The organism is Photobacterium sp. GB-72 (assembly GCF_003026095.1).
Lineage (GTDB): Bacteria > Pseudomonadota > Gammaproteobacteria > Enterobacterales > Vibrionaceae > Photobacterium.
The window spans coordinates 130593-150512 of the sequence record NZ_PYNV01000007.1 but is presented as its reverse complement, the minus strand read 5'-3'; the positions used below and the strand labels follow the sequence as shown (position 1 = coordinate 150512).

The 19920-nt window shown below is 41.4% G+C and carries 11 protein-coding genes; 6 read left to right on the top strand and 5 right to left on the bottom strand.

Annotated features, from left to right (window positions below):
- Positions 1–226: 226 nt before the first annotated feature.
- Both C9J40_RS10325 and gltB read right to left on the bottom strand, forming a co-directional pair.
- A complete protein-coding gene (locus tag C9J40_RS10325; RefSeq protein ID WP_045083715.1) occupies positions 227–1693 on the bottom strand; it encodes a glutamate synthase subunit beta in 1467 nt (488 codons plus the stop codon).
- On the bottom strand, positions 1686–6233 hold the full coding sequence (gltB, locus tag C9J40_RS10320) for a glutamate synthase large subunit (RefSeq protein ID WP_107246739.1): 4548 nt from the start codon (positions 6231–6233) through the stop codon (positions 1686–1688). The genes C9J40_RS10325 and gltB overlap by 8 nt, the downstream gene beginning before the upstream one ends.
- Before the next feature lie 647 nt (positions 6234–6880).
- Between gltB and C9J40_RS10315 the strand changes: the two genes are divergently transcribed.
- Together C9J40_RS10315 and arcB are read left to right on the top strand one after the other, a co-directional pair.
- Positions 6881–7819, top strand: a complete 939-nt coding sequence (locus C9J40_RS10315) for a TIGR01212 family radical SAM protein (protein ID WP_107246737.1) — start codon at positions 6881–6883, stop codon at positions 7817–7819.
- 150 nt (positions 7820–7969) lie between these two features.
- Positions 7970–10339, top strand: coding sequence for an aerobic respiration two-component sensor histidine kinase ArcB (gene arcB / locus C9J40_RS10310; RefSeq protein ID WP_107246736.1), 2370 nt, complete (start codon positions 7970–7972; stop codon positions 10337–10339).
- Between the two features lie 71 nt (positions 10340–10410).
- On the opposite strand, the gene arcA is transcribed toward arcB, so the two are convergent.
- On the bottom strand, positions 10411–11130 hold the full coding sequence (gene arcA / locus C9J40_RS10305; RefSeq protein ID WP_107208579.1) for a two-component system response regulator ArcA: 720 nt from the start codon (positions 11128–11130) through the stop codon (positions 10411–10413).
- A 713-nt stretch (positions 11131–11843) separates the two neighbouring features.
- Here arcA and C9J40_RS10300 point away from each other — a divergent pair.
- Positions 11844–12341, top strand: coding sequence for a putative 4-hydroxy-4-methyl-2-oxoglutarate aldolase (locus C9J40_RS10300; RefSeq protein WP_107207324.1), 498 nt, complete (start codon positions 11844–11846; stop codon positions 12339–12341).
- 14 nt (positions 12342–12355) lie between these two features.
- Here the strand turns inward: C9J40_RS10300 and C9J40_RS10295 are convergent, their stop codons facing one another.
- Together C9J40_RS10295 and aceK are read right to left on the bottom strand one after the other, a co-directional pair.
- A complete protein-coding gene (locus C9J40_RS10295) occupies positions 12356–12823 on the bottom strand; it encodes a hypothetical protein (RefSeq protein WP_107246734.1) in 468 nt (155 codons plus the stop codon).
- Between the two features lie 171 nt (positions 12824–12994).
- Positions 12995–14713, bottom strand: coding sequence for a bifunctional isocitrate dehydrogenase kinase/phosphatase (aceK, locus tag C9J40_RS10290; protein WP_107207240.1), 1719 nt, complete (start codon positions 14711–14713; stop codon positions 12995–12997).
- A gap of 424 nt (positions 14714–15137) precedes the next feature.
- Between aceK and thrA the strand changes: the two genes are divergently transcribed.
- Genes thrA through thrC form a run of 3 tightly spaced genes read left to right on the top strand, consistent with a single transcriptional unit; the run spans position 15138 to position 19844 of the window.
- The gene (thrA, locus tag C9J40_RS10285; protein ID WP_107207241.1) at positions 15138–17597 is read left to right on the top strand and encodes a bifunctional aspartate kinase/homoserine dehydrogenase I; all 2460 of its coding nucleotides are present in this window, start codon (positions 15138–15140) and stop codon (positions 17595–17597) included.
- 1 nt (position 17598) lies between these two features.
- Entirely contained in the window at positions 17599–18555 is a 957-nt protein-coding gene (thrB, locus tag C9J40_RS10280; protein WP_107246732.1) for a homoserine kinase, read from the top strand.
- A gap of 2 nt (positions 18556–18557) precedes the next feature.
- The gene (thrC, locus tag C9J40_RS10275) at positions 18558–19844 is read left to right on the top strand and encodes a threonine synthase (RefSeq protein ID WP_107207243.1); all 1287 of its coding nucleotides are present in this window, start codon (positions 18558–18560) and stop codon (positions 19842–19844) included.
- Positions 19845–19920: the final 76 nt, after the last annotated feature.

The window sequence follows — 19920 nt, the reverse complement described above, 5'->3', positions numbered from 1 at the left end:
CTTAAAATAGTAATAACATCTTAAAGTTCAATTAAATATAGTGAGTAGCAAGTGTTTATCCTGATTGGAAGGGCGTAATTAAAGTCTTAATATTAATAATTAAGTATAGGTTTTCAGGGATGTGTGGGGAAATGTTGAGGCTAACATTGAATATTGAGAGTTATAACAGTAAAAAAGCCAGCTCATTTGAGCTGGCTTTGCATTAAATATTAACTTTACGTAGAAGTTAAGAAAGCATTAATGAATCAGCTTTTGCTTCAAGGTTTGTATTACCCATAAGGTAAGCGTCAACTGCACGAGCAGACTCTCGACCTTCGTTAATACAACGTACAACCAATGATTGGCCTGTACGCATATCACCTGCTGCAAATACACCTGCTTGGTTAGTTGCGAAATCTTCAGTTGCAACATTACCACGCTCATCTAATGCGATATCAAGTTGAGCAAGAACGCCTGTTGGTTCTGGGTGTAAGAAGCCCATCGCTAAGAAAGCAAGATCACAGGCAATCACACGCTCTGAACCTTCAACTTCATCAAACCCTGGGCGCTCGCCTGGTTTTGCTTCTTGCCAAACAATATCAGCAATACGTAAGCCTTTCACATTACCGTTATCGTCAGAGATAAACTCTTTGGTTAAGATGTTCCAGTAACGATCACAACCTTCTTCATGTGACGTTGATGTTTTCATGATCATTGGGTATGACGGCCATGGCTGATTAGCTGGACGCTTTTCAGGTGGAACAGGCATGATCTCAACTTGAGTAATACTTGCAGCGCCGTGACGGTTTGATGTACCCACACAGTCAGAACCTGTATCACCGCCACCAATAACCACAACATGTTTACCTTTGGCGTGGATTTCTTCGGTTTTTAAATCCATATCGTTGGCACGACGGTTATTTTGCGCAAGAAATTCCATCGCAAAATGTACGCCATTTAGTTCACGACCTGGGATTGGCAGGTTACGAGGAACGGTTGAGCCGCCTGTAAGTAATACGACATCAAAGTCTTGGCGTAATTGCTTAGCATTGATATCGACACCAATGTGCGCATTAACTTCAAATTTAACGCCAGCTTCTGCCATTAGGTTGATCTTACGATCTATGATATCCATACCTAGCTTAAAGTCAGGAATACCAAAGCGAAGTAGACCACCGACTTTTTCATCACGCTCAAACACTGTCACGGTGTGACCTGCGCTGTTTAGCTGCTCTGCTGCTGATAAGCCCGCAGGGCCTGAACCGATAATTGCAATGGTTTTACCGGTTCGAGAACGTGGTGTTTTAGGCTTGGCATAACCTTCACGATAAGCTGTTTCAACAATCGTTTTCTCGATATTACAAATCGTGATGGGATCTTGGTTGATACCTAACACACAGCCACTTTCACAAGGGGCAGGACACACACGACCAGTAAATTCTGGGAAATTATTCGTTGAACTTAGGATGTTCCACGCTTCTTCCCAGCTATCGCGGTAAACCGCATCATTAAATTCAGGAATAATATTCCCAATTGGACAAGAGTTATGGCAGAACGGTACACCACAATCCATGCAGCGTGATGACTGTTCATTGATCTTGTCACCAAATTCATCGTTTAAAACGAATTCTTTGTTATCTTGAATACGAACACTCGGGTCCAATTTTTTTGGCAATTCACGGCCAAATTCTAAAAATCCAGTTGGCTTACCCATTGATTGCCTCCAACGCTTCCTTGTCTTGAGCTTCAGCTTTACGCTTTAGTAATACGGCTTTGTAATCCCTTGGCATAACTTTCACCATCTTCTTCAAGTTAGCTTCGAAGTTAGATAGGAAAAGCTCTGCAACCGTACTACCAGTCAATGCTACGTGCTTCGTTAGCATATTTAGTAATAATTCTTGGTCTTCTTTTTCGATTGGATCTAAATCGACTAACTCTGGGTTTAATTTGGTTTCAAAGTCATCGAACTGATCCCAAACATAAGCAACACCACCACTCATACCAGCAGCAAAGTTACGACCTGTTTGACCCAGGATAACGGCAACACCACCTGTCATGTACTCACAACCGTGGTCACCGACACCTTCAACCACAACTTGTGCGCCTGAGTTACGAACACAGAAACGCTCGCCAGCAAGACCGCGAATGTAAGATTCACCAGAGGTTGCGCCGTAGAAACAAACGTTACCCACAACGATGTTATCTTCAGCAACGATGTCAGATTTCGCATCAGGGTAAAGTACTAGCGTACCGCCTGATAGGCCTTTACCCCAGTAATCGTTCGCATCGCCTTCAACTTCAAATTTCACGCCTTTAGCAAGGAATGCCCCGAAGCTTTGACCTGCTGAACCAAAGAACTTCACGTTCATCGGCTGTGGTAAGCCGCTGTCTTTGTATACTTTCGAAATCTCATTCGACAGCATAGTACCTGCACTTCGATCGGTATTGATGATAGGCAACTCAGCGTTGACTGCTTTACCTTCCGTCAGTGCTGGCTGTGCAAGTTCAATCAATTGACGGTCTAGTACGTTATCCAAACCATGATCTTGGGGACGTTGGTTGTAAATACCATCTTCAGCACGTGGCTTTTCAACGTAAAGTACAGGGCTAAGATCGAGGTTTTTGTATTTCCAGTGACTGACATTATCACGGACTTTCAGCTTGTGAGATTGCCCTACCATTTCTTCAATAGCGCGGAAGCCAAGCTCTGCCATTACTTCACGTAAACCTTCAGCCATGTATTGGAAGAAAGTCACAACGTCTTCTACGCGACCATCAAAGCGTTCACGTAATGTTTTGTTCTGTGTTGCGATACCAACAGGACAAGTATTCTTGTGACACTTACGCATCATGATACAGCCTTCAACAACCAGTGCAGCTGTTGCTACGCCCCATTCTTCAGCACCCAGAAGAGTGGCGATAGCAAGGTCACGAGGTGTTTTCATCTGACCATCAGACTGAACAACGATACGGTTACGTAAACCATTCTTCAGTAGCGTCTGGTGCGTTTCTGCCAGACCTAATTCCCACGGTAGACCTGTGTGGCGAATAGATGACATTGGTGATGCGCCTGTACCGCCATCAAAACCTGCAATAAGAACAACATCGGCTTTGGCTTTAGCAACGCCTGATGCAATCGTACCTACACCTGCTTCTGATACCAGTTTAACGTTGACACGACCTGCGCGGTTAGCATTTTTCAAATCGTAGATCAGCTGGGCTAAATCTTCGATTGAGTAAATATCATGGTGAGGCGGTGGAGAAATTAAGCCAACCCCTGGTGTTGAGTGGCGTGTTGCGCCAATCCAGTCATCGACTTTATCACCTGGAAGCTGACCACCTTCACCGGGTTTCGCACCTTGAGCCATTTTGATTTGCAGCTCATCAGCGTTAGTTAGGTAGTAAGAGGTGACACCAAAACGACCTGATGCCACCTGCTTGATAGCAGAACGTTCCCAATCACCGTTATCTTTCTTCTCAAAGCGAATTGGATCTTCACCACCTTCACCTGAGTTAGATTTTGCACCGATGCGGTTCATCGCAACAGCCAGTGTTGAGTGCGCTTCGTAAGAAATCGAACCAAAGCTCATTGCACCTGTCGCAAAGCGCTTGAGGATATTCTCAATTGGCTCAACTTCCTCAAGTGGGATAGAGCCTGCTGGGTTTTTGATGAAATCAAGTTGGCTACGCAGTGTTGCAGCGTTATCACCTTGATCATCAACCGCTTTCGCGTATTGCTTAAATTGCGCGTAATCTTTTTCACGGGTTGATTGTTGCAGTAGTGAAATGGTTTCAGGGTTGAACAAGTGTTTCTCACCACGTTGCTTCCACTGATATACACCACCTACATCGAGTACCTGTACTGGGATTTCACGAGTAGGGTAACCAACACGATGACGGACTAAGACTTCTTGCGCGATATCATCAATCGTTAGACCTTGAATACGCGTTACAGTACCGGTGAAGTACTTATCAACCACAGATTTACTGATACCAAGCGCTTCAAAAATTTGTGCGCCGTGGTATGACTGTAGCGTTGAAATACCCATCTTCGAGAAGATCTTCAATAGACCACCGTTAACCCCTTTACGGTAGTTATCAAATAAGGTGTCTGTTGGTACTTCTGGATCAAGCTTACGCTTACGTTGAAGATCTACTAGCGTTTCAGTCACAAGATATGGGTTAACTGCATTAGCACCGTAACCAATTAGGGTTGCGAAGTGGTGTGTTTCGCGAGCATCGCCAGTTTCAACCACGATGTCACATTTCGCGCGAAGACCTTTACGGATCAGGTGGTGGTGAACCGCGCCAACAGCCAGCATTGCAGGAATAGCCGCATGGTTAGAATTAACCGCACGGTCAGTTAGAATAATGATTGAATAACCATCAACGACTGCATCTTCTGAATACTGACAAATACGTTTAAGTGCACGCTCTAGTTTGCCATCTTCGCCACTTGCATTAAATACAATATCCAATGTTTTCGATTGTAGATGTTCATTATCAATCTCACGGATTTTCTCAAGTTCAGCATTAGAAAGAACAGGGGATTCAAGTTCAACTTTTTGGCAATGCGCCGGTGTTTCAGCTAGCAGGTTTTGATCCTTACCGAGGTAAGTATTCAATGACATAACCATACGCTCACGAATTGGATCGATTGGCGGGTTAGTCACCTGTGCAAATAGCTGTTTAAAGTAGTTTGATAAGTGCTGGGATTGATGAGAAAGCACGGCTAGCGGCCAGTCTGCACCCATAGCGCTTAATGGCTCATAACCTGTTTTTGCCAGTGGAACAATAATGTCATTCACTTCTTCTGAGCTCACACCAAACGCTTGTTGATGATGCAGTAAGCGCTCAGGTGTTGGCTGATGATGCATATTATCAGCTTCAGGAAGCGTCTTTAGGCTTAATAGATTGTCTTTAACCCATTGCTCATACGGTTGTGCTGTCGCAATGCTGTCTTTTACTTCTTCATCAGAAATAATACGACCTTGCTCTAGATCAGCAACGAAGATACGACCCGGTTGTAGACGACCACGGAATTGGACGTTTTCAGGCTCAATTTCAACCACGCCTGATTCAGATGCCATCACAAGGAAGTCATCTTTAGTCACAGTATAACGTGATGGACGTAGGCCGTTACGGTCCAGTGTTGCACCTACTTGAACACCATCGGTGAAACAAACAGAGGCTGGGCCATCCCATGGTTCCATGATATTGGCGTGGTACTGGTAGAAAGCACGACGCTTAGGATCCATGTTTTTGTTTTCTTGCCACGCTTCAGGGATAAGCATCATTAAAGCGTGTGGCAAACTACGACCAGAAAGCACAAGTAACTCTAGTGCCATATCGAAGTTAGATGAATCTGAGCTACCTTCCTGACAAATCGGCAGTAGCATATCGATTTCTTGCTGACTAAATAAATCAGACTCAAGAATCGCTTCACGGGCTTTCATCCAGTTCAAGTTACCACGAACGGTATTGATTTCACCGTTGTGAGCAATGTAACGGAAAGGTTGTGCTAAGCGCCAACGTGGGAAGGTGTTGGTTGAGAAACGAGAGTGAACTAATGCAAGTGCGGTCACCATCGTTGGATTTTGTAGATCAAGGAAGTACTGAGGTACTTGCTCTGTAGTTAATTGGCCTTTGTAAACCAAAGTTTTGTATGACAGAGAGTTGATATAGAAGTCATCGCCAATGTTCGAAACACTTTCCAGACAAACACGTACAGTATAGTTACGTAAAACATAAAGTTTACGCTCTAGTACGGCTGGATCTAAGTTTGCGCCACCAGTGATGAAGACATGCTCAAATTGTGGTTCTGTGCTCAATGGATCTTCACCGATCATTGAGTTGTCAACTGGAAGTACACGGTAGCCGATCACTTCAAGATCAAGGCGTTTAGCGTTACGCTCTAAGATCTCACGACATTGCTGGCGTTTATGCTCATCTTTTGGAAATAGCACAACACCGACGCCATATTTATCGAAGGCGGGTAATTTAATACCGAGTGTCAGTGTTTCTTCTAATAAGAACTCGTGGGGCTTTTGCAGCAAAATGCCTGCACCATCACCACTGCATGGATCACAACCTTGACCGCCACGGTGCTCCATACGCGCTAGCATATCGAGAGCCTGAGTAACAATCTGGTGAGACTTACGGTTTTTTAGGTGGGCGACAAAGCCGATACCACAGGCATCGTGCTCCATTTCAGGCACATAAAGTCCCTGATCGTTCAGCTCTTGATCTGTCATAGATACATCCTTCCAGTTGCATCAAGCCATATTCCTAAGGCTTGGTTATCCCTAATTTATTGTCACAATCCTGCGGTATTGAAATGAACTATCCTGTTCTACCCAACATGATTGAGTGTCTGCACAAAGATAAAATCGTCCTGTATTGGCAAACTTAATTTTGTTGTTTCGTTTTGCTATGAACGAACACACTGTATTTCTTGAGAAAGGGCGACACAAATCACTTTACAGTAGGGTGATGGCATCGCTTTTATTGTTCAGAAATTGCACACAAGTGTAACTATCCTACAATTTTGATACATTAATTACCAATAAAAATTAACATTTAGCTATCATAATATTGCTGTTTTGTTGCATTGTTAAACATGAAAAAGGCTTTTTAACGACGATAATTATTCGCAATTGCGTTTAAATGCAAAAAACGTTTGGTGATCGATTGTTTACAAAAAGGCAACAATACGTAGTTAGGGAAACTTTTTTGTATTTTATTTACGATTAAGTGTCTTTTTTGTTGAGTAAAGGAAAGGGCTTTGTTTGTTTTAGCACAAATTTATTACTTGTAATTGATGCTATCTTGCGACTCTTTTTAATATTGCTCGCTATTCATCGCGGTGTTTACAGCTATTTATTTGCAATCAGGTAAAGTAATGCAACTGCACGAACTCGTTAATACATTTGGTCAAGACTTACAGCGCCGTTATGGTGAAAAAGTCCATAAGTTAACTTTGCATGGCGGTTTTAGCTGTCCTAATCGTGATGGAACGATTGGTCGGGGAGGGTGCACATTTTGTAATGTGGCCTCTTTTGCAGATGAAAAGACTCAGTTTTTACCTATTAAACAGCAATTAGCAGAGCGTGCCGATGAAATTCATCGTGCAAAACGTTATTTAGCCTATTTTCAGGCTTACACAAGTACTTATGCTGAAGTTCAAACGCTAAAGAAAATGTATGAAGAGGCGTTAAAAACGACGGATATTGTGGGGTTATGTGTCGGTACTCGACCTGACTGTGTGCCTGATGCGGTATTAGAGTTACTGTCTGATTATGTACAACAAGGCTATGAGATTTGGCTCGAGTTAGGTTTACAAACGGCAAATGAAAAGACATTAAAGCGGATTAACCGAGGTCATGATTTTGCATGTTATGCCGCTATCACTCAACGTGCACGGGCATTAGGGATCAAGGTTTGCACTCATTTAATTGTTGGGCTGCCAGGTGACACCAAACAAGATAACCTTGATACGATCAGTAAAGTGGTGGCGGTAGGCGTGGATGGGATAAAATTGCATCCACTACACATAGTTGAAGGCAGTAAAATGGGGCAAGCATATAAAGCCGAACGTTTAGACCCTATTAGCCTTGAAGAGTACACCAACATTGCGAGCGAAATGATCCGATTAACTCCTGCTGATGTGATTTATCATCGGGTTTCAGCCGCGGCACGTAGGCCAACCTTACTGGCACCAATGTGGTGTGAAAACCGCTGGTTAGCGATGACTGAAATTGGACGTAACTTAGATAATTATGGTGGGCAAGGGAGTCTAATTAATGATGCTTTTGTATATCAACGCCCACAATTAAAATAGAATACAAAACAAAGCCTACGTGATGTGGGCTTTTTTGTATGTGAAGGTTATAGTTTCAGCTTTTTATTCTGGCGCAATTGATATCAGCGCTTATGATTAACAAGCTTACACGTCGCTTTGACGGCATCTTTCTTCTTTTGGTATTCAGTGATGAAACAAGTCAAAATGTTAGCTCAGTTTTATGTCGATCTTCTGGTTAAATTAGGGATCGTTCGTTTTAGCCTACTCCTTGCATTAGCATTGGTTGCATTAGCCGTTGTTGTTCAAGTTAGTGTGACGTTAGTACTACATGGCACCGTGAATGATATTGATATCGTGCGATCGGTGACATTTGGTTTATTAATAACGCCTTGGGCTGTTTATTTTCTCTCTGTTGTGGTCGATCAGTTAGAAGACTCACGTCAACGCTTATCGAAGTTAGTCACTAAACTAGAAGAGATGCGCTCGCGAGACATGGAGTTAAATAAACAGCTTCAAAACAATATTGCACAGTTAAATTTAGAAATAGAAGAAAGGGAAAAAGCGGAAGAAGCACGTGAAGAAGCGATGCATGATCTCGAAAATGAGGTTTATCAGCGAGAAAATGCCCAAGTAGCGGTGGCAGAGCAAAGTGCATTATTAAAGTCTTTCTTAGATGCGTCGCCTGATTTGATTTACTACCGTAATGAAAAAAACCAATTCTCAGGTTGTAATCGTGCAATGTCAGAGTTAGTGGGTAAAACAGAAAAAGAACTAGTGGGGTTAACACCCTGGGATGTTTACCCTGAAGAAGTCGCTAAAAGAATTATTAAAACAGACGAAGAGTTGTTTAACGAAAATAGTGCTATGACAGATGAGCAGTGGTTAGTTTATCCAAATGGTAAACGTGCGCTATTTGAACTTCGTAAAGTGCCATTCTATAACCGCAATGGACGTCGTCTTGGTCTAATGGGCTTTGGTCGTGATATTACCGAACGTAAAAAATATGAAGATGCGTTAGAAAAAGCCAGTAGCGACAAAACCTCATTTATTTCAACTATTAGCCATGAATTACGCACCCCACTCAATGGTATTGTTGGCTTAAGTCGTATGTTACTCGATACAGATCTTACTGATGAACAGCGTGGTTACTTACGTACCGTACATGTTAGTGCGATCACCTTAGGAAATATATTTAATGATATTATTGATTTAGATAAATCCGATCGCCGTCGTTTAGAGTTGATGCCAAAACCATTGGATTTCAACGAGTTCATTGATGAAATGGGGAATATTTCTCAGTTAATGGCTGAGCAGAAAGGATTGCGTTTTGACCTAGAGTGCTTAACTGAACTGCCAAAAAATATTGAAGTCGACAGTACGCGATTGCGTCAAGTGTTGTGGAATCTTATCGGTAATGCGACCAAGTTTACTAAACAAGGTGGCGTGATTTTATCGGTTAGCAGTGAAATTCATGAGCACGATGCTGATGTTATCTTTGAAGTTGAAGATAGCGGTGTTGGTATTCCTAAATCTGAAATCGATAATATTTTTGCCATGTATTATCAAGTGAAACAAGGTGACGATAATATTCATGCTGTAGGAACAGGGATTGGACTTGCCGTATCTCGCCAGCTCGTTCAGCTAATGGGGGGAGATATCACTGTTCATTCTGAAGTGGGTGAAGGTAGTACCTTTACGGTAAAAATTCGCGTTCCGCTAGTAGAAGATGTTATTGAAGAAGAAATCGTGACTGAAGTAAAACCAGAGCTTACTGGTTTAAGTATCTTCATGGTGGAAGATATTGAGTTAAATATCACGGTCGCTAAATCCTTGCTTGAAAGTTTAGGTCATGAAGTCACTGTTGCAATGCGAGGTGATGAAGCCTTAGCGATGTTTAAACCAGAAGATTATGATTTGGTCTTGTTAGATATTCAATTACCAGACATGACAGGCTTTGATATTGCGCAGAAACTACGAGAAAAATACCAGGATTTGCCAGCATTGGTTGCTCTAACGGCTAATGTTATCAGTGATAAAAGCGAATACCTTGAAAAAGGGATGGATGAAGCGATTAGTAAGCCATTAAGCGTGAAAGCTATCACTAGCGTGATTGAAAACCTCGTTCTAAGTTGTAGTTATGAGGAAGATGAAATTAACGATTTAACCGATACTAACAGTGATGGAACAGGGCCTAGCGATAAAATGATCGACAAGTTGCTCGACTTGGAGATGTTGACCTCTTACGTTGATATTGTAGGGACTAAACCTGTTTATGCGAGCATCGAAATGTTTGAAAAAATGATGCCAGATTACATTGCGATTTTAGATTCGAATATGGTCGCGAAAGATCAAGATGGGATTAAGTTTGAAGCGCATAAAATTAAAGGTGCAGCAGGTTCTATCGGTTTAAAACACATTCAGCAAGTCGCACAAAAAGCACAGTCTCCTGAACTTCCTGCTTGGTGGGAAAACATTAATGACTGGGTTGATGAAATTAAAAATGGTTACCAAAACGATATTGATGTGCTGAAAACATGGTTAAAACAGTACGAGAAATAGAGTGATGGTATTGCATTTAAAATAAAAAAGGCTCCTTAGGAGCCTTTTTATTATGGTCTGAACTTCACGAATTACTCTTCGCCAAGATCACCACAGAAACGGTAACCTTCACCGTGAATTGTTGCAATGATCTCTGGTGTATCAGCAACAGATTCGAAGTGTTTACGGATACGACGAATAGTTACATCGACGGTACGGTCATGTGGCTTAAGCTCACGACCTGTCATCTTCTTAAGAAGATCTGCACGAGTTTGGATCTTGCCTGGGTTTTCACAGAAGTGAAGTAGGGCGCGGAATTCAGAACGTGGAAGCTTGAATTGATCACCGCTTGGGCTTACTAGTGAGCGACTGTTGATTTCAAGAGACCAACCGTTGAACTCGTAACGCTCAACCAATTTCTTATCTTCAGTAGGAAGACCTTGGTTCATAGCACGAGTCAATAAGTTACGTGCACGGATAGTAAGTTCACGAGGGTTGAAAGGTTTAGTGATGTAATCATCAGCACCAATTTCAAGACCTAGGATCTTATCAACTTCGTTGTCACGACCTGTTAAGAACATTAGTGCCATATCGCCTTGCTCACGAAGTTCACGAGCAAGTAGAAGACCATTTTTACCTGGTAGATTAATATCCATGATCACTAGGTGAACAGGATTGTCAGAAAGCATTTGGTGCATTTCTGCGCCATCGTTAGCTTCAAAAACTGTGTAACCTTCCGCTTCAAAAATACTTTTTAGGGTGTTACGTGTTACGTGCTCGTCTTCTACGATAAGAATGTGAGGGGTTTGCATTGGCAGTACCTAATATCAAAAAACAAATCTGCATGAACAGAGTAAGTTAAATTCTATAAAAAAAATTCACATATAGGCAAAGTATTAACAAGAATACTTATTTGTTACGAAATCGCTGCCTATGTTGGTACACCATCCTTTTCCCGATAATTAAAACTATCGGAATACCTCATATATTGAGGTGTTGGCTACACTCTCCCTAATTGATGCAGCGATTGTATTCACTTAACAGCTCTCTAACAATGTTGTGCGTTTGTTTAGTATAGCTATTTATATGTTTGTTGATTTATATCAAACAGAATGAGCAAAGATAGATTATTCACTCTTAGTTTTAACAATATCGTCGAAGCTATAGTGGGTTGATTACTTCCAAGTTAAATATTCATGAAAAACATACCGATTGTGTGTTTTTCAGGCTATAACTTACATTAACTACAACATGTTATTTACGTTATGTTTTTAATTGTAACATTGACGTCGTTATGTTGCATGTTTTATATGTGATGAATCTAAACCTGATTCTATATTAGATTGACGCTAAAAGTTGTTAATACGTCTTCTACATAGCTATTTTGTTTATAACGTTACCTTGTTTCAAGTCGTGTTGATTTCTGCGTTTAACCATTAAGGGGTAGGTAACATTGTTAATTTACTTTTTGATGTTAGACAAGATGAGTATTGATGACGTTAACTGATACTAAGAAGAGTGAATGATGAAAGATTTACTACCGGATTTATGCGATCACTATGAACAAGATATCCATTTTTTGCCAATAGGATGTCATGATTATGGTGGGAAAAACATTTTTTACGGCCAATGTGTCACGCTCCGATGTTTTGAAGATAATAGCTTAGTACGTGACATATTATCTCAAGACGGCACTGGTAAAGTGTTATTTATTGACGGTCATGGTAGTTGTCGACGAGCGTTACTTGGTGATCAATTAGCATTGTTGGCGATTAAGAATCATTGGCAAGGGATCATTGTTAATGGTGCGGTTCGTGATATAGCAACATTAGCGACATTAAATTTAGGTGTAAAAGCATTAGGGGGATGTCCGATTAAGACAGTGAAGCGTCAAATGGGAGAGCTCAATGTGACATTAAATCTCAGTGAAAACCTAGTTTACCCTGGTGATTATATTTATGCCGATTTAAATGGAATTATCTTGTCTAAGCACGCGTTGGATTTATCTGTCTTAAGTGACTAATAGCTAACTTTTACTTAGAAGCTAAATCCTAATCCAAACTCAATGACTTGTTCGAGTTCTTCATAATCAACAGTCGCTCTAAGGTTTAGTTGATCTGATACATCATATTGACTACTGACCTCTATCCCTAACTTTGTATTCTCTTTAGTCGTTGCCGTATTTATTTCACTTTGTAGGCTGACTTTGGGCGTGAGATTATATTTAACACCTGATGCAATACCTCTAGACCCTCGCTGGGTTACTGTACCTGATGTTAATTGGGTACTTAAATAAAGTTGAGTATTTTTGGTAATGGTATAAGCATATCCGCTGTCAATTTGCCAAACATCAAATGCTTGTTGATGACGTGATTGTGACGAAAGAAACCACCCTGATGATTGTTCTTTATTGCGATTATAAGTGGGTTCGAAGTCATCGAATTCAGAGGCAAATACAGGCTGAATCCCTAATAATATAATCATCCCTAATAATAATCTCGTCATACCATTATCTCTAATTATTATTTTATGTTACTAACTTTAGGGTATTGGTAGATAAAATGCATTTCAGATTTAAGAAATAGACACCCTGTTTTACATTATATGAGCCAGTACGCTTATTTTATGTAACTAGTGTTTTAATTATTACAATGTGATGATGTTTTTTGTTGATTGTTAATGCTGATGAAATCGATATTCAGATGGATAAGGGAACACATCGGGATAATTTTCCTCCGTAATATTCTGTTGTAGCTTTTGCCAATAGCTCGCTTCAAACAAATCACTATGTAGCTCGTCAAATAATGCGCGTACTTTGGGGTTTATTAATAAAAAGGTACGAAACTCTTCAGGAAAGACATCATTGATTCCTACGCTATACCAAGGCTCTGCCGCCAGTTCATCTTCTGGGTATCGAGGTGGTGGAATTTTACGAAAATTCATCTCTGTCATGTAGGTGATTTCGTCATAATCGTAAAACACTACACGCTTATGTCGAGTCACACCAAAGTTTTTAAATAGCATATCACCTGGAAAAATGTTGGCTGCGGCTAACTGCTTTATAGCGTTGCCGTATTCATTAATAGCAAAGCGTAGATCACCATCGTCTGCTTTTTCTATATAGAGGTTAAACGGCACCATGCGTCGCTCCATATATAAATGTTCAATCATAATCGTATCATCAGTTAGCGTAATGATAGAGGGAGCGATAGACTGTAGCTCTTGGATTAATGCTTCGCTAAAACGCTCTCGAGGAAAACAGAAATTACGATACTCCTGGGTATCCGCCATTCGACCAACACGATCATGTCCTTTTACTAGCTGATACTTTTCTTTGACAGTGTTGTGGCTTATATCTTTTTGAGGTGCAAATTTGTCTTTAATGATCTTAAAGACAAAATCATAAGATGGCAGAGTAAATACCGACATCACCATGCCTTTTATGCCGGGCGCTACGACAAATTTGTCATCAGTTGTCGCCAAATGGGCTAAGAATTCACGGTAAAGCTCTGTTTTTCCATGTTTTTGGCAGCCAATCGCAGTATAAAGTTCAGCAAGGGTTTTATTGGGAATTAACTGTGAAAGGAAACGAACTAATGCAGCTGGCGCAGGGGCATAAACCATAAAATATGAGCGTGCAAAACCAAAAATAATACTGACATCGTTAGCGTCACAAATACACGCATCAAGATAAATTTCATGACTACTGTCGTTTAAAATCGGAACGACAAAGGGACAGAAATCGCCATTAGAGAATGTGAGTTTTCCGATTAAATAGGCGGCTTTATTTCGATAAAAAGGCTCACGAATAAGCTCAAGCGTTGTATCTTGATCGAACTTATTACCCAGATCCCGTTGTAAGTGTTTAAGTAATAGTTGGATATCTCTCGATTTATCTTGCCAAGTTAACGTAAAGGGCGTGTCATCAAGTATTCTTTCAAACATCGCACTCAGTGTTGTTTTAACACGATAGTGGCGCGTTAGTGATGTTGGGTAAGGGGGAACACGATCTTCTTGTGAAGTATGAACAAACAATTTATCGCGATTAATATTTCGGTGTTTGAATATACGGCAATATACCGAATTGAAGAAGCTCTCAGCAATATCGTAACGAGGATAGTCTAAGAGTAAATCTTGGTAGGCCATTTTCACAGCCATTAAAAAATCATGATTGGCGTAACGTTCACCTAGCATAATTTGAATTTGGTTTGTGACTAATTCAACATGATGATCATAAAAGCTGATCCTCTTCTTTAAAGCATTATGAACAAGTCCCCAATGCTGTTTTTCAAAACGTTCTTGTGCTTCAGCTGTTACATCGAGAAAGCGGCCGTACATGGCATCAAAGCCTTGTAAGATGGTATGGGCAATTAATGATTCCATGGCAGCGCTCATTTGGTACTCCTCCCGATGCAATATATTCACGCCTAACTATGCAACGTAGTCCGCATGACTGCAAATAGAATAGTCGCTTTTGTTAATTAAAATGGCTGATAATTGATTCATTTTGCTGTCTATTGTGTTGTGCAATTGTAAAGATATTATTGACTCTAATGTATGATTGCTGTAAACGTAAGCTATTAGCAAAAAAGAATTTGTAGACCAATGAAGAATGTATTCAGCTCTCACGCCATTACACGCATTATTATTACCATTAACATCTTCGGTGTTGGTGCGGGCTGATATACGCAAGGATTAACAATAAGCCCGCAACTCATATTGAGCTGCGGGTTTTTTTTTAACGATTTTAAATTCACATATTTGAGTATATCTAGATGCGATAACTAGATAGATCAGGATAGTCACTCGGGAGTAGGGAATGCGAGTATTTAAATTTGGCGGTTCATCATTAGCCGATGCAGAGCGATTTTTAAGAGCAGCAGATATTATTGCGAGTAATGCTCAGCAAGGTGACGTTTCTGTTGTGCTATCAGCACCAGGGAAGGTAACAAATAAATTAGTTTCAGTGATTGATAACACCGTGAAAACGGGTGAATCATCGCTACAGTTGGCCGATCTCGAACAGGTATTTACTGAATTGTTCAGTGGCTTAAAAGCCTTAGAGCCTCAGTTTGATAAAGCCGCTTTAGATGCAAAACTGGCGAGCTCTCTAGGACAACTAAAAGAGTATGTTCATGGTATTAAACTATTAGGTTTATGTCCTGATAATGTGTATGCGACGATCATCAGTAAAGGTGAACGTCTTTCTATTGCAGCGATGAAAGCTTTACTTGAAGCGAAAGGTCAGCCTGCAAGCCTTATCGATCCGGTTAAATATCTCTATGCTGAAGGTGATTACCTTGAGGCGCATGTCGATATTGAAATTTCAACGCAGAATTTCCGTCGTGATCCATTACCTGCCGGGCATGTTTGTATTATGCCGGGTTTTACCGCAGGTAACAGCAAAGGTGAGCTAGTAACACTGGGTCGTAATGGTTCTGATTATTCTGCTGCAGTGCTTGCTGCATGTCTACGTGCGGATTGTTGTGAAATTTGGACAGATGTTGATGGTGTCTATAGCTGTGATCCTCGTTTAGTCCCTGATGCACGCCTACTGAAATCTTTAAGTTATCAAGAAGCGATGGAATTATCTTATTTCGGTGCTTCTGTTCTTCACCCTAAAACTATCGCCCCTATCGCCCAATTTCAAATTCCATGCTTGATTAAAAATAGCTTTAGCCCACAAGCGCCAGGGACACTAATTGGTCAAGATACTGGTGAAGATCAATTAGCCATAAAAGGGATCACAACTCTAAAAGATCTTACGATGGTGAACGTGTCTGGCCCGGGTATGAAAGGGATGGTCGGTATGGCTGCTCGCGTATTTGGTGCGATGTCATCTGCTGGCGTATCGATTGTATTGATCACTCAATCATCATCTGAATACAGTATTAGTTTCTGTATTGAAACGGCAGATCATGTTCAAGCTGAAAAAGCGTTAAACGAAAGCTTTGAACTGGAATTAAAAGAAGGTCTGCTTGAGCCCGTTGAATTTTCAGATAACGTATCGATCGTAACTTTAGTTGGCGATGGTATGCGTACATCTCACGGCGTCGCATCGCGTTTCTTTACTTCTTTAGCGGAAGTGGATGTCAATATTGTTGCGATTGCGCAAGGATCATCTGAGCGTGCTATTTCAGCGGTTATTCCACAAAATAAAGTCCCAGAAGCTGTTAAAGCGTGTCATGAGAACTTGTTTAATAGCCAGCATTTCCTAGATGTTTTTGTGATTGGTGTTGGCGGTGTTGGTGGTGAGTTGATCGATCAGATCCAGCGTCAACAAAGTAAACTTGCCGATGACGGTATCGTGATTCGCGTCTGCGGAATGGCGAACAGCAAAGGGTTACTCCTGAGCCGTGATGGCTTTGACCTAGATAACTGGCGTGATCAAATGGGAGCGGTGAATGAGCCACTCAATCTTGCTCGTATGATCCAGCTAGTTCAGCGTAATCACATTATCAACCCTGTGATCATTGATTGTACGTCAGATCAAACCATTGCTGAGCAATATACTGATTACCTTGCTGCTGGCTTCCATGTTATTACACCGAATAAGAAAGCAAACACGGCTAGCATGGCTTATTACCAACAATTACGCCAAGCGGCACGTTTAAGCCGTCGTAAGTTTATGTATGACACTACGGTGGGTGCAGGTTTACCTGTTATTGAAAACTTGCAGAACCTATTAGCCGCAGGTGATGAACTACAGCGCTTCTCTGGCATTTTATCTGGCTCAATGTCATATATCTTCGGTAAATTGGATGAAGGCATGAGCTTTAGCGAAGCAACAACCGTTGCGCGTAATAATGGCTTTACTGAGCCCGATCCTCGTGATGATTTATCAGGTATGGATGTGGCACGTAAGCTGTTGATCCTTGCTCGTGAGTCTGGTTTGGAGCTAGAGCTTTCAGACGTGGATGTTGAACAAGCACTACCACCAGGTTTTGATGCTTCTGGCTCTGTAGATGACTTCATGGCGCGTTTATCACAAGCGGATGCATATTTTACTCAATTAGCTCAAGAAGCGGCAAAAGAGGACAAAGTACTGCGTTATGTTGGTGAAATCGATAACGGCCATTGCTCGGTGAAAATTGTTGCGGTGAACCCTGATGATCCAATGTTTAAAATTAAAGATGGTGAGAATGCCTTAGCTTTCTACAGCCGTTACTACCAACCGATCCCACTGGTATTACGTGGTTACGGTGCGGGTACGGAAGTAACTGCCGCGGGTGTCTTTGCCGATTTAATGCGTACATTAGGCTGGAAACGAGGAGTATAAGATGAGTGTTGTTGTTTATGCTCCGGCATCGATTGGTAATGTGAGTGTTGGTTTTGATGTTTTAGGCGCGGCAGTATCGCCAATTGATGGCACCTTATTGGGCGATCGAGTAAAAGTGGCTGCGGGTCAAACACCTTTTAGTTTGCAATGCGTTGGTGCCTTTGTTGATAAACTGCCGCAGCAGACAGAAGAGAATATTGTCTATCGTTGCTGGCAAGTATTTGCACGAGAGCTGGATAAAAAAGGGGTCACGTTACTCTCAGTTGATGTGACATTAGAAAAAAACATGCCGATTGGATCTGGCTTAGGTTCAAGTGCTTGTTCGATTGTTGCCGCATTAGATGCACTTAACCGTTTCCATGATCAACCGCTTAATGAAACAGAGCTATTAGCGCTCATGGGGGAAATGGAAGGCGAGATCTCAGGGAGTCTTCACTATGATAACGTCGCACCTTGCTTTCTTGGTGGATTGCAGTTCATGGTGGAAGAGCTTGGGATCATAAGCCAGAAAGTCCCTTGTTTTGATGATTGGTATTGGGTGATGGCTTACCCTGGGATTAAAGTTCCAACGGCTGAAGCGCGTGCAATTTTACCGGCACAATATCGTCGCCAAGATGTGATCACTCATGGTCGTCATTTAGGTGGTTTTATTCATGCCTGTCACTCAAACCAACCGCTGTTAGCTGCGAAGATGATCAAAGATGTCGTGGCTGAACCTTACCGTGAAAAGCTGTTACCTGGCTTTGCGCAAGCACGTCAGCATGCGTTAGATGCAGGGGCGATTGCGAGTGGTATTTCAGGCTCTGGACCAACCATGTTTAGTGTTTGCACCGATTTAGAGGTCGCTAAACGACTTGCACGTTGGCTCGAAGAACATTATGTTCAAAATGATGAAGGATTTGTTCATGTTTGTCGATTAGACAGCTTGGGCGCAAAAGTAACAGGAAGTGAGCTATAACAATGAAATTGTATAATCTAAAAGAACATCAAGAGCAGGTTTCATTTGGTCAGGCTGTACGTCAAGGATTAGGACGTAACCAAGGTCTATTCTTTCCATCAGAACTCCCTCAATTTAGCGATATTGATGCATTGCTAGAGATGGATTTTGTCACACGTAGTAGCAAGATCCTTTCCGCGTTTATCGGTGATGAGCTAAGTGAAGAAACTGTTAGCCAAATGGTTGATAGTGCATTTCAGTTCCCAGCACCTATCAATAAAGTAAAAGACGGCGTGTATGCGCTAGAGTTGTTCCATGGCCCAACATTAGCATTCAAAGATTTTGGTGGTCGTTTTATGGCGCAATCACTAGCAGCAGTAACGGCTGATAGTGAAAGTGATATCACGATTTTAACCGCGACATCAGGCGATACAGGTGCCGCTGTTGCGCATGCTTTTTATGGCATGGATAACATCAAGGTTGTGATTTTGTACCCGAAGGGCAAGATTAGCCCATTACAAGAAAAGATGTTCTGTACTTTAGGTAAGAACATTACAACAGTTGCGGTAAATGGCACATTTGATGATTGCCAAGCATTAGTGAAACAAGCATTTGATGACGCTGAGTTGCGCAAAGAAGTGGGTTTAAACTCTGCTAATTCCATCAATATTAGCCGATTAATGGCGCAGATCTGTTACTACTTTGAAGCTGTTGCTCAACTGCCTAAAGCGGAACGTGAGCAATTAGTTATTTCAGTACCAAGTGGTAATTTTGGTAATTTAACGGCAGGCTTATTAGCTAAATCGTTAGGTTTACCTGTTAAACGCTTTATTGCGGCAACGAATGAAAATGACACTGTTCCACGTTATTTACAAACGGGTGAGTGGTCTCCAAAAGTCACTGTTCCAACTATTTCAAATGCGATGGATGTTAGCCAACCGAATAACTGGCCACGTATTGAAGAGCTTTGTCAGCTAAAAGGTTGGGGGTTAAATGAATTAGGTTATGGTGCTGTTACGGATGAGCAAACAGCTGAAACCTTAAAGCAAATGAATGAAGAAGGCTATTTATGTGAGCCTCATGGCGCGATTGCTTATCGTATTCTTAACGAGCAATTAAATGATGGCGAAACAGGTTTGTTCCTTTGTACTGCGCATCCAGCGAAATTTAAAGAAGTGGTGGATGAGATCTTAGATAAAGATATTCCATTACCTGCACCTTTAGCGAAGCATAATGCGATGGAATTATTATCTTTAGAACGTGATAATGATTTTGAAGCCGTGAAGGCGGTATTACGTTCAGTACAGTAATAACGAATAGTATTTAGCGCTAAAAAGGAGCCGAGGCTCCTTTTTTTATTACTCTGTTATTACAGATAATAAAAAA